Here is a 12,295-nt window from a genome sequence, read left to right as displayed (position 1 = left end):
GCGGCGATCTCAGAGCGCAGGCCGTCGAGGACGTCGGCGACGAGAGCGCCGGTAGCGGCCTGCCAGTGTCCGGAGTTGGCAGCGCGCTCGGCGGTCTCGACGGCAGCGGCGCGGGCGTCAGGGGTAAGCACGGGTCAGCCTTTCTGTGTGTGGGTGGGGTGAGGGGTTGCGCCGGATCAGTCGTCCGGGGTCAGGGACGCGGCGGCGCGGAGAGCAGCGAGGAGAGCAGTCGTTCGCTCGACCTCGGCGGAGAGAGCGCGAGCGCGGCGCTCGCGAGAGGCCTTCGCCCGGCAGCGACCGGAGCAGACCTCAGCGTCAGAGCGGGCAGCGTCGAAGGCAGCGCCGCAGACAGGGCAGATGACGGAGTGAAGGGCCACGGCGGGCCTCCTTTCAGGTAAGCGAACGTGCGGGTAAGTGCCGAGAAAAAGCCCCCGCGCCGGGCATCGGGAAAGGACTAGAAGCGATGCAGCGCGCAGCGCGGGGGTGATGAAGTCGAGATCTCCTTCCGAGGAAGGAATGGGCCGGGGTGTTGGCAGATCTCCGGCTCTAACCCTGTAGTGGGCCTGCGGTGTTACATCCGTCAGGTCGGAGCGCGAGGTGGGCCACAACGGAGGCAGGCGAGTGAGCGTCCCGTGGAGTGGTGGGGTTTGGGGTAGGACGGCGGGGCTCCGTAGCTGAGGGGGCCATCGGCGAGATCTTCGGTGTGAACGGCCAAGCACACATCGAAGAGGAGTCCACCGATGGCCCTACCCCAGTCTGCCCTGTCTGAGCTGCTCGAGGCGTTCCGTGCCGGTGATGGCGTGGATCTGATCCGTGACTCGGTGCGGGTCGCGTTGCAGGAACTGATCGAGATCGAGGCGACCGAGCGGATCGGCGCCGCACCCTACGAGCGGACTCCGGATCGAGTGACCGAGCGCAACGGGCACCGGCCACGGATGCTCACCACGAAGGCCGGCGACGTCGAGCTGCGGATCCCCAAGCTCCGCAAGGGGTCGTTCTTCCCCTCGATCTTGGAGCCGCGGCGTCGGATCGATCAGGCGCTGTATGCGGTGGTGATGGAGGCGTACGTCCACGGCGTCAGCACCCGTTCGGTCGACGACCTGGTCGAGGCGATGGGCGCCGACACCGGGATCAGCAAGTCCGAGGTCTCGCGGATCTGCGCCGCCCTGGACGAGACCGTCGGGGCGTTCCGCACCCGGCCCTTGGAGCACACCGAGTTCCCCTACGTCTACCTGGATGCGACCTACCTCAACGTCCGCAACGCCACCGGCCAAGTCACCTCGATGGCGGTCGTCGTCGCGACCGGGATCGCCGCCGATGGCTCGCGGGAGGTCCTCGGCGTCGACGTCGGCGACAGCGAGGACGAGACGTTCTGGCGCGGCTTCCTGACCGCGCTCAAGCAGCGCGGCCTGCACGGGGTCCGGCTGGTCATCAGCGACCAGCACGCCGGCCTGGTCAAGGCGTTGAAGCGGTCCTTCCAGGGTGCCGGACACCAGCGGTGCCGGGTCCACTTCGCCCGCAACCTGCTCGCCCACGTCCCCAAGAGTCACGGCGACATGGTCGCGGCGGTGTTCCGCACGATCTTCGCCCAGCCCGACGCCACCGCGGTCAGCGCGACCTGGGACGAGGTCCGCGACCAGCTCACCCGGTCGTTCCCGAAGATCGGGCCACTGATGGACGAGGCGAAGGCCGAGGTCACCGCGTTCACAATCTTCCCCCGAGCCCACTGGCAGAAGATCTGGTCGACCAACCCGCTCGAGCGGGTCAACAAGGAGATCAAACGCCGCTCCCGCGTGGTCGGGATCTTCCCCAACCCCGCCTCAGTGATCCGCCTCGTCGGCGCCGTCCTGGCCGACATGCACGACGAGTGGCAAGCCGGCGACCGCCGCTACCTGTCCGAGGGATCCATGGCGCTGCTCTACCCAGACAGCGATACTGGTCTCATCGCCGCGATCGACAGCGGCGAGTAGGCACCGAGGATCAACCTCGAAGCCCACCACCCCGCGGGGCTCTGCCTGTGCGGGGATCGGGGCCGGGCGTCTGCGGAGTGAACGATTGCGCGGCGGCAGGGTGGTATTCCCCTGGCCATGAACGCTTGTCCGGGGACCGGGCCGGGCGCTGGGCTGATGAACAGGTGTGTGCTGCAACCGGGGTGAGCCACCTACAAATCGAACGCCCGTGCGCCGCTGGACGACCGTTCAATTCGTCCGGCGACCTTCTGGATCACCGGACAACCGTTCATTTCGCCGAGGGGGCAGTCGGATCGCTGGACGGTTGTTCAGCCCCACCCGGCGAGCCACCCGGATGGCTGGACAACTGTTCATTTCGCCGACCTCGGCCAGTCGGATCTGGACAACCGTTCAGTTCACGGGGGAGGCCGTCGAGTCCTCGGACGATCGTTCAATCCGAGCAATGCGTCCTTGGATCTCCGGACGATTGTTCGGCGAGCAAGAACGATCGTCCGGCGGGGCGAAGGACGATCGCTCAACGCGCGAGGTGGACCAGCACCTCGTGGTGGCCCGTGTGGGGGAACATGTCGAGCAGCCGCGCCGAGACCGGGCGCAGCGACGGCATCGCGGCCAGGTCGCGAACGAGCGAGTCGACATTGCACGAGGAATAGAGAACGTGGGGGACATCGGCCGACTCCAGCCAGCCCGCCAGTTGTGGCCCGACGCCACGCCGGGGCGGGTTGACGATCACCAGGTCCGGCGCGTCGGTACGCGCGAGAGCCCACGAGGTGGCATCACCCGCGACCCACGTCGTCGACCCGGCGACGCCGATCTCCACCGCCGAGGTCCTCGCCGACTCGACCGCCTGTTCGCTCACCTCGACGCCCACGACCTGCCGGCCGGGTGCCGCCACATGGAGCCCGAAGCCGCCGACGCCGCAGTAGAGATCCCATACCGACGCCGGCCCGATGTCGGACACCAGCGCCACGGCCGAGCGGTAGAGCGCCGCCGCGACGGCGGTGTTGGTCTGGAAGAACGACTGCGGCCGCAGATGCAGGTCGATGTCGTTGACGCGCATCCGCAGCGTCTTCCCGTGCAGCGGGATCTCCTCGGGCCCCTCCAGGATCGCCTTGTGCTCAGGCTGCAGGTTGACCGACGCGACCGCGACCGGAAGCGCGTCGACCAGCCCGGGCAGCTGCGTGCGCAGCCGGGCCAGCGCCTCCCGCGAGCGCAGCACGAACCGCACCATCAGCTCGCCCTCGGGCGATTCGGTCACGATCAGGTGCTTGAGTTCGCCGGCGCGCTCGGGCACGGAGTACGGCGTCAGCCGGGCCTCGGTGACGAACGCGGCCAGCGCCGGCAGCGCGTCGTGCAGCCCGGCGCTGTGCAGCCCGCACTCACGCAGGTCGATGCCGCGGCCGTCGGGGGAGAGGATGCCCAGCGTCGGCGACTCGACGGTGCCCGCCACGACCATCTTGGCCTTGTTGCGGAAGCCTTCCTCCGCCGAGCGCACCGGCTCGGACCAGCGCAGCTCGGCGCCTCGCCGCCCGGGAAGTCCGGCCAGCGCCGCCTCCACGCGCGCCCGCTTGGCCGCCAGCTGCTCCTCGTAGGGAGTCTCCAGGAAGGTGCACGAGCGGCACCTCCCGGCCTCGAAGTAGCCGCACCTCACGACGCGAGCCAGCGGTCGATATCGGCGAGGATCGACGCCTTCGTCGAGTCGGGGGCGCACGAGGCTCGCACGGACATCCGGGCCAACTCCGCCAGCGCACCATCGGACAGGTCGTGGGCGGCGCGCATCGCGGCGTACTGGCCGAGCAGACGCGAGCCGAACAGCACCGGGTCGTCGGCCCCGAGCGCGACGGTGGCGCCGGCCTCCAGCAGCGTGGGCAGGGGCACCTCGGCCAGGGACGAGTAGACCCCGAGGGCGACGTTGGACGTTGGGCAGACCTCCAGCGCGACGCCCGAGTCGGCCAGTCGGGCCAGCAGTGCCGGCGACTCCGCGGCGCGTACGCCGTGGCCGAGCCGCTGGGCGTGGAGCGCGTCGACGCACGTCGCGATGTGCTCGGGTCCGCGCAGTTCGCCGCCGTGCGGGACCAGCCGCAGCCCGGCCCGCTCGGCGATCGCGAACGCCGGCGCGAAGTCGACCGTCGACCCGCGCCGCTCGTCGTTGGAGAGTCCGAAGCCGACCACCCCACGGCCGGCGTACTGACCGGCCAGCCGGGCGAGTGTGCGCGCGTCGAGCGGGTGCCGGGTGCGGTTGGCGGCGATCACCAGTGCGATGCCCAGGCCGGTCTCCCGCGAGGCGGCCGCGATCGCGTCGAGGACGAGTTCGGTGAAGGCCGTGATGCCGCCGAAACGGGCGGCGTACCCGCTGGGATCGACCTGGATCTCCAGCCAGCGCCCGCCGTCGGCGACATCGTCCTCGGCGGCCTCGCGCACCAGCCGGCGCACATCGCCGGGGGTGCGCAGCACCGATCGTGCCACGTCGTAGAGCCGCTGGAAGCGGAACCAGCCCTTCTCGTCGGCGGCGGAGAGCTCCGGCGGCCAGTGCGCGACCAGTTGCTCGGGCAGTCTCAGCCCGTCGCGCTCGGCCAGCTCCAGCAGGGTCGAGTGCCGCATCGACCCGGTGAAGTGCAGGTGCAGATGCGCCTTGGGCAGGAGCGCGAGGTCACGCACCGAGCTTCTCGGCGGCCGCCAGCAGCACGCAGGTCGTCACGGCCTCCATCGCGCCGGTCACGTCGGCCACCGGCGGGAAGCTGGGGGCCAGCCGGATGTTCTGATCCTGCGGGTCGTTGCGGCCGGGGAACGCCGAGCCCGCGGGCGTCAGCGCGACGCCCGCGTTCCTGGCCAGCTCGATGACCCTCGCCGCGGTGCCCGGCACCACGTCGAGAGACACGAAATAGCCGCCCTGCGGACGGGTCCAGGTGGCCACGCCGTACCCGTCCAGTCGTTCGGTGAGGATCCGGTCGACCTCGGCGAACTTCGGCGCCAGCAGCTCGCGGTGCTTGGCCATGTGGTCGCGCACACCCTGGGCGTTCTTGAAGAACTCCAGGTGCCGCAGCTGGTTGACCTTGTCCGGCCCGATCGCGCCGTGGCTGAGGTTGTCGACGAACCACGCCAACGTCTCCCGCGAGCCGCCCACGAACGAGACGCCGGCGCCGGCGTAGGTGATCTTGGAGGTCGACGCGAACAGGATCGGCCGGTGCGGATGCCCGGCGACCGCGGCCAGCGACACGATGTCGGCGCTCTTGGTCTCCGCGGGGGTGAGGTGGTGCCAGGCGTAGGCGTTGTCCCAGAAGATCTTGAAGTCGGGCGCCGCGGTCGGCATCGAGGCCAGCCGTTCGGCGACCTCCTGCGTCGTCACCTGACCGGTTGGGTTCGCGTACGTCGGTACCAGCCACATGCCCTTGATGCTCGGATCGTCCTTGACCAGGGCGGCCACGGCGTCGACGTCGGGCCCTTGGTCGGTCATCGGCACCGTCGCCGTCTCGATGCCGAACCACTCCAGCAGCACGAAGTGCCGGTCGTAGCCCGGCACCGGGCAGACGAACCGCACCCTCTCCTCCTGGCCCCACGGTCGCGGCGAGTCGACGCCACCGCGCAGCCACAGGTAGCTGAGCACATCCTTCATCAGCGTCAGGCTGGAGTTGCCCTGCGCGGCGAGTTGGTCGAGCTCGAGCCCGAGCAGCTCGGCGAAGATGGCGCGCAGCTCCGCCAGGCCGAGCAGATTGCCGTAGTTGCGGGTGTCGGTGCCGTCGGGGGAGTACGCCGAGGTGGGCAGCGTCAGCAGCCCGTCGGAGAGGTCGAGCTGCTCGGTCGAGGGCTTGCCACGGGTGAGGTCGAGGCTGAGCCCCGAGGCCACCAGGGCGTCGTACGCTGCCTGTTGCTGCGCCTTGAACGCGGCGAGCTCGGTGGCGTTCAGGTCGGACAGGGGGCGGCGCTGCTCGGTCACGGGCATATCGTCGCACGCGCGAGCGCGGAGGGTGGACTCGTAAGGTCGCCGCGAGATCGGGCGACCGGGCCGTAACCTCGGCGCCCCGCTTGCTGTTCTCCTCCAGGGACGAGCACATGGTCCCCAGATGGTCCGCGATTGGTCCATGCAGCCCGCATCGGTCGTCGTCTGCCTGCGCTAAACATTCTTTGGACGTATCCGGCGGTTGTGCGTGCTCAGCCGGCGACGGTCGCTCGAATCGAGTCGGCGTCGTCGGCGTACATCCGACGGAGGCGCCGTCCGCGCAGTTGGCAACGAGGGGGATCGAGGCCCGTGAGCAACGTGGGTCGGGACGTCCTGGTCCAGGGAGCGCCCGAGCCGTTTCGCGACTCGGGTGTCATGATGCCGGGAGCTCCGGCGATCGGTGGCTGGGCGGTCCCTCGCCTGCCGGCGCACATGGTGCCTCGATGGTCGCTGTTGAGGCGTCTTGACCGGATGGCGCCACTGACAGTCGTCCAGGCCCTGCCCGGCTTCGGGAAGACGACGCTGGTGGCGGACTGGGCGTGGCGGTTGCGGCGCGGGGACGTCGTGACCGCGTGGATCCGGCTGACTCCCGAGCTCGACCATCGCCAGGTGCTCCGGTCCGTCCTGCAGTTGGCACACCGGCGGGCCGGCAGGCCGCTGGTGATCGTGCTCGACGACGCGCAGCACCTCACCTCGCCCGACGCGGCCGATGTGCTGGTGCGCGCCATCGCGGCGAGCAACGATCTCTACGTGGTCGCGTGCTCCGACGGCCAGCAGTGCCTGACCATGCCGGCGGCGGCGCACGGTCTCGACACCCAGGTGATCCGCGGGGCGGAGCTGGCGCTCGCCGGTGACGAGGTGCGCGAGTGGGCCGCGGCCTGGGGCCACGACCTCACAGCGGAGCAGCGCGACCGGCTCGTGGCCCTGGTGGGTGGCTGGATCCTCCCGCTCCGGCTGGTCCTCGACGCGACGCCGTCGTGGGACGACGATTTCGCGGTCCATGCGGCCACCGACTACTTCGAGCGGTCGGTGCTTCCGCACATCAGCGACGAGGACTCCCTGCGGATCGCGCGGCGGCTCTCCCTGGCCGACACCGTGGACCTGCCGCTCGCGGGTGCGCTGCTCAGGGACGACATCGCCGCCGATGGCAAGGGACAGGAATGGGCGGCCGTCCCGATCCGGATGCTCGAACGGAGCGGCCTGCTGTGGCGCGCTGCGGGTCACGCTCCCGCGTGGCGGTTCCCGACCCTGGTGCGTCGCGCCCTGGCGCAGGGCTATGAGCGTGCCTGCCCCGAGCAGGCGCGGGCCGATCACCGCGTGATCGCCCGGGTCATCAGGTCCGCACGGCGCCAGCACGGAACGGCTGCGGCCCTGGGGCACGCGCGGCTGGGGCAGGACTGGCCGTTGCTCGCGCGGATCTGGTTGGAGGGTTCCTGGCAGCTCCTCGACCTCACGCCGGCCGACTTCTCCGCGGCGTACGCCGACCTGCCGGACGCGGCCCTGCGCAGCCACCCGGAACTGCGCCTGCCGGCTGCGCTGGCTGTCGCCGTCGCCGAGACACCTGTCGGCGACCCGGACGCCCGTCGCCGGTTCGTCCTGCAGCACTACCGGCAGGTCGGCCTGGACTATCTGCGCCATCCCACCGAGGTGTCGAGCCTCGGCGACCGGATCGAGCGGCTGATCGCGGCGGTGCTGGGCCTCCGCCACGAGGGCCGGCTGCGCGAGGCGCTCGCGATGGCGTCGAGGATCGACCGGGAGCTGGTCCGACTCCGCTCCCGCGAGGCCTGGGCCAAGCGGTCGGTCCAGTCGTCATGGTTCATGCTCCAGTGGGGCCTGACCAAGGTGCTCGCCGGTCAGCGGGAGAGGGGTATCGCGCTGCTCGTCAAGGCCTACGACACCAGCCCGACCAGCCCCACCGGGGCACAGTCGGCGGCCGCCATCGCCCTCAGCCACGCCCTCAGCGGGGCCAACCGCGACGCGCGCCGCTGGCTGGTTCGCTACGACGCCATCGAGGCTTCGGGGTGGTGGGCGCAGGCCCTCGCGGGCGGACCCGCGCAGATGGCGCGCGCCTCGCTCGCGCTCGACCGCCTCGACGAGGAGGCGGCGACGTCCGCTCTGGTCGACCCCCTCCACCACGGTGATGGGGACGTCTGGCCGGCGTACGTCTGGCTCCAGACGAGGCACGCGCTGCTCTTCGGCTCGCCCTTCGCGATGCTGAGCCGGGTCAGCCACGTTCGGCAGATCCGTCAGATCGAGCTGGAGCAGGGGGAGGGCATCGCCGGTGCGCTCCTCGACCGCTCGCGGGCCGAGCTGCTGCTCGCGATAGGCGAGGTGAACCAGGCCTACCAGCTGCTCGGCGACGGATTGGAAGCGCCGCCGCTGTTGCGCCCCGCCGCGGCCCGGCTCCACCTCATGATCGGGGACCCGGCCCGCGCCCGCCGCATCGCCTCGGCGAGTGCATGGACCGCCTCCACCGAGCGCGACCGGGCGGAGTTGTTGATGCTCGCCGCCGTCGCGGCACTGCTCCTCGGCCGCGAGGCCGAGGCGGGCGCCACGTTCCGCCAGGCGCATGTGCTCTGCGAGGAGACAGGCATCCTGGTGCCGTACCTCACGCCGGGCACCGAGCAGCTGGAACAGCTGCTTGCCCTCAGCGGCGTCACGCTCGGCGCCGACGTCACCGAGGCGGTCGCGCGGACGCGTCGGCCCTACGAGAAGCCGGCCGCGATGGTCGAGCTCTCGCCGCGCGAGCGCGAGGTGTTGCGGCAGATCCGGCATCACGACACCGCCGCTGCGCTGGCGCGGTCACTGAGCGTGTCGGTGAACACGGTGCGCAAGCAGTTGGTCTCGCTCTACGCCAAGCTCGACGTGCACGATCGGGCGGCGGCGCTGCTCGTCGCCGAGCGGCTCGGGCTGCTGGACGGTTGATCGCCGGCGACTACTGCGTGATCGGCGAGGCGAACCAGATCGTTCGCCTGGTCCAGTCGCCGGGCCCGCGGCGGCGACCGGAGCACACCAGAATCGCCAGCCGCGGCGCCCCGCCGGTGGCGTAGTAGGCCGACTGCGACTTGTTCGCGCGAACGCTGACCCGGCGGGTCACCCGGTAGCAGAGCTGACGACCCTGCGTTCCCGAGACCACCAGCACCTGGCCGACCCGCAGGCGGGCGAGGAGCCGGTTGCCGAGCGCCGTACCGGCGAAGTTGGGGTAGGTGTGGGCGGTCAACCGCACGACGCCGTGCCGCGAGCCGGGTCCGATGTGAGACTTCTGGTCCCACGCGAACTCCCACTTGCCGGTATTGGTGAGCGGCGGCGGCAGCGGTACGCCGTGGGCGTCGCGACCCCGCGCCAGGATGCGGGTGGCACCGATGACGTGGCGGCTGGAGAGCGAGGTGGGGCGGAACTCGCCCACGACCTGTTCGGCTTGTCGCCGACAGGTCGAGGGCGTTCCGGTCCTCGCCGTCGTGGCAGCGGCCGGGGCCGCGTTGAGCATCGTGAGAACGGTGCTCAGCGCGGCCCCGGCGACGAGGGCCATGTGGGCGGCCCGCCGTAGGTGGTGCGTCGAGGTGGAGCTGCTGGCCGGGTTCACGGTCAGAGCAGCACCCGGTCTTGGACAAAGCGGCGGAAGCCGGTGTTGGGCAGGGCCACTTCGGGGGCCACGCGGATCTTGGCGTGGTCGTGGTTGTTGGACTTGACGGTGTCACCCGCCGAGGCGATGGTGGCGACGTTGTTCAGGTGCCGGCCGAGCGCGGTTCTGGTGGTCTTGGCGACCACCGTCACCGGCGGAGCCTTCTGGCCGGCGGCGAGGGCGGTGCCGTAGGTGCACTTGGCCACATCGGTGGACTTCTTCGCCGTGCAGTCCCAGCCACGGCCGTGGACCGCCTTCAGCTGCAGACCGTGGGGCATCGGGTCACGCAGGGTGATCGGGGCTGTCGCCGCGTCCGGTCCGTTGTTCTTCACCCTGATTTGGTAGTGCACCCTGTTGCCGAGCGTCACCACGTGCGATCCGACGACCTTCTTGTGCACCACCAGGTCGTAGCGCCCAACCGGATTCGCGGTGTCGCAGTTGAGCGTCTCGCCGGCCTTGACCACGCAGCCGGGGGAGGTCACCGGATTGACCAGGTCGGCGTCCCCCAGGTGGTTGACGCCCCTGACCGTCACCGAGTAGGTGACGGTGGCGGTGCCACCCACCGGCACGGTGCCGCTCCAGATGAGATGGTTGCTCTGGATCCTGGCGGTTCCGAGGCTCGCCTTGACGTCGCCGTCATAGCGCGCGTCATCCAGGATCTTGGTCAGATCGTCGGAGAACTGTGCCTGGGCCGGCGCCGGTCCGGCTTGGGTCACCTTGATGGTGTAGGTGATCCGCTGGCCGGGCTCCACCGCCGTGTGGCTGGCGGGGTTGGCGGTCTTGACGGTGGTGTAGTTGACCACCTGGAACCCGCCGGGGTCCGACGGGATCGTCGGCGGGACGTGCGAGTCCGGCGGGGTGTCGGCGGTCGCGCTCGCGGTGTTGACCACGGTCCCGACGGTCGACTTGTCGAGGACGATCGAGTAGGTGTGGGTGACCGACTTGCCGGGCTCGAGCGAGCCGACGTGGAACGCACCCAGGGTCGGTTGCTTGTCGTCGCTGACGTCGATGTTGGTCAGCGTGCCCTGGCCGGTGTTGGTCAGGACCACCCGGTAGTTGATGGTGTCGCCGTACTGGAAGGTCGGGTAGTCGGCGGCATCGTTGGCGTCATGCCACACTCCCTCGCGGTCCTGGACGTACTTCTTCAATGCCGCGGAGTAGTAGTTGGCCACGGTGATCGGTGCCGACGTGCGCATCACCAGTTCCGTGTGCCCGGCCCGACCCTGAGCCCGGTTGACCAGCACGTCGCCGCCCTTGGCGCCGTGTGTGGTCACCGGAACGGTGAACTGCTGCTCGGCTCCCGGCGCCAGCGCCGGCCCGATGACCCGGACCGCCGTCGCATCGGGGCCACAGGTGGTCGACCAGATGTTGCTCACCGGGCCACCGGAGGTGCCGTTGGCGGCATCGCCGGGGTCGTCGCTGAGCGTCGACGGGTCCTGCGTCGTGCAGTAGATCGTGGCGCCGTTGACGGCTGTCACCGTGCCGAGCGTGTAGCTGCCGGAGTACGCCGTACCGCGCCCGTCACCTCGGTAGGGAAGGATGTCGATGGTGTCGGTGTAGGGCTGCGGGAGCGGGTCGAAGGAGCGGAGCGATACCGTCCAAGACCCGGAGCCGTTGCCGTTGCCGTCCAGGTTCGGGATGAACGGCTCGTCGGCCGTCTTCGCGATCGTGGTGTAGCCGTTCGTCGAGACAGTCACCTGCGCGGTGGCCGGCGCGCTCGTCTGTCCGTCGACAGAGGCCGTCACCGAGTTCGTCAGCGCCTGGCCAGGCGTCACGGTGGTGTCCGGCACGGCCTGATAGGTGAGCGTGTTCGACGTATTGGTGGGGACCGCATCAAGGTTCCAGGTCAGGACCTGTCGACCGGCGCCGTTGGTCGAGACGCTGGGTGCGGTCTGAGCCGAGCCCGAGACGTAGGTCATCCCCGGGGGCAGTGTGTCGACGATTTGATAGTTGTCGATCTTGGCAGGGATCGCGCCGGAGCCGTTCGCCGAGTAGGTCAGCGTGTACGTCGCCGGGGTGCCCGGCCTGACGGTCGTGCGGTCGACGGACTTCGAGATGGCCGGTGTCGCGCCAATCACGTAGAGGACGTCGCGTCCACTGCCGACGTACGGATAACGCTTGCCGGGCGTGGGAACAGGTCCGTTCGCGTCGAGCGTGCGGCTTGGTCGGTCCCAGACGCCATTGTGCTCCAGCTCACCGAACTCCCAGACGTCTGTGCCAATGGGGGTGTCCGGGTTGATCGTGAAGTGCACCATGAGAGGCGCGTTGTTGGAGCCGTCGATTACCGAGAAGGGGTACGACACGCGCACCGCCTTCACCGTCGAGAGATCGGCCGGTTCGGTGGTCGTCCAGCCGCCGGGATCGTCGGCACAGGCGAAGCTGTTGGGGTCGTAGCCGGCATTGTTGGGATCGACGTACTGATTCGTGCCGACGTAGTACTCGACGGTCGAGCCAGGGATGAAGGTGTCTGGCTCGTACGACGCCCAGTTGTAGGAGAACTGGGCGTCATGGAAAGTCACGTATTTGGTGTCCATGATGACGCACTGCGAGAAGGTATCCGTCGCGGGATGACCTGCGGTGCCGACATTGAGGTTGGTGGTCCCATCGACCAGTGTCCCAGGCGAGACGCGGAACTGGTTGCTCCACCAGGACGGCACCTGGACGTTGCTGAACTCCGGGCGGTACGCGTTCGTCCACCCGCCGCGCGTCCACACCTTGTCCGCGGTGTTGTTGGCTGGGTCGTCGTTGGCGCTGCCGCCTGTCGGTGCC

General features: G+C 69.9%; 7 protein-coding genes. 2 read left to right on the top strand and 5 right to left on the bottom strand.

What is annotated here, in order from left to right; genetic code table 11:
* Window positions 1-740: 740 nt before the first annotated feature.
* On the top strand, window positions 741-1,970 hold the full coding sequence (locus tag VHA72_RS13855) for an IS256 family transposase (protein ID WP_325576188.1): 1,230 nt from the start codon (window positions 741-743) through the stop codon (window positions 1,968-1,970).
* 514 nt (window positions 1,971-2,484) lie between these two features.
* Here the strand turns inward: VHA72_RS13855 and rlmC are convergent.
* Genes rlmC through VHA72_RS13840 form a run of 3 tightly spaced genes read right to left on the bottom strand, consistent with a single transcriptional unit; the run spans window position 2,485 to window position 5,907 of the window.
* The gene (gene rlmC / locus VHA72_RS13850) at window positions 2,485-3,618 is read right to left on the bottom strand and encodes a 23S rRNA (uracil(747)-C(5))-methyltransferase RlmC (RefSeq protein ID WP_325576186.1); all 1,134 of its coding nucleotides are present in this window, start codon (window positions 3,616-3,618) and stop codon (window positions 2,485-2,487) included.
* Window positions 3,615-4,625, bottom strand: coding sequence for an adenosine deaminase (locus tag VHA72_RS13845; protein WP_325576184.1), 1,011 nt, complete (start codon window positions 4,623-4,625; stop codon window positions 3,615-3,617). Before VHA72_RS13845 ends, rlmC begins: the two co-directional genes overlap by 4 nt.
* Window positions 4,618-5,907, bottom strand: coding sequence for an aspartate aminotransferase type Ic (locus VHA72_RS13840; protein ID WP_325576182.1), 1,290 nt, complete (start codon window positions 5,905-5,907; stop codon window positions 4,618-4,620). Before VHA72_RS13840 ends, VHA72_RS13845 begins: the two co-directional genes overlap by 8 nt.
* 468 nt (window positions 5,908-6,375) lie before the next feature.
* On the opposite strand from VHA72_RS13840, the gene VHA72_RS13835 reads away from it, so the two are divergent.
* Window positions 6,376-8,829, top strand: coding sequence for a LuxR C-terminal-related transcriptional regulator (locus VHA72_RS13835; protein ID WP_325576180.1), 2,454 nt, complete (start codon window positions 6,376-6,378; stop codon window positions 8,827-8,829).
* Between the two features lie 10 nt (window positions 8,830-8,839).
* On the opposite strand, the gene VHA72_RS13830 is transcribed toward VHA72_RS13835, so the two are convergent.
* Complete coding sequence (locus VHA72_RS13830) at window positions 8,840-9,487, bottom strand: class F sortase (protein WP_325576178.1); 648 nt, start codon at window positions 9,485-9,487, stop codon at window positions 8,840-8,842.
* 2 nt (window positions 9,488-9,489) lie between these two features.
* Window positions 9,490-12,295 (bottom strand): DUF7927 domain-containing protein (locus VHA72_RS13825; RefSeq protein WP_325576176.1); only part of this gene is annotated, 2,806 nt, incomplete at its 5' end.

The organism is Nocardioides sp. (assembly GCF_035547795.1).
Lineage (GTDB): Bacteria > Actinomycetota > Actinomycetes > Propionibacteriales > Nocardioidaceae > Nocardioides.
Note: the sequence above shows the minus strand (reverse complement) of the source record. Positions and strands in the feature narration are given on the sequence as shown.

Coding starts and splice junctions, on each gene's coding strand:
- VHA72_RS13840 (WP_325576182.1), bottom strand. CDS start 5,907: ATGCCCGTGACCGAGCAGCGCCGCCCCCTGTCCGACCTGAACGCCACC.
- VHA72_RS13835 (WP_325576180.1), top strand. CDS start 6,376: ATGGCGCCACTGACAGTCGTCCAGGCCCTGCCCGGCTTCGGGAAGACG.
- VHA72_RS13855 (WP_325576188.1), top strand. CDS start 741: ATGGCCCTACCCCAGTCTGCCCTGTCTGAGCTGCTCGAGGCGTTCCGT.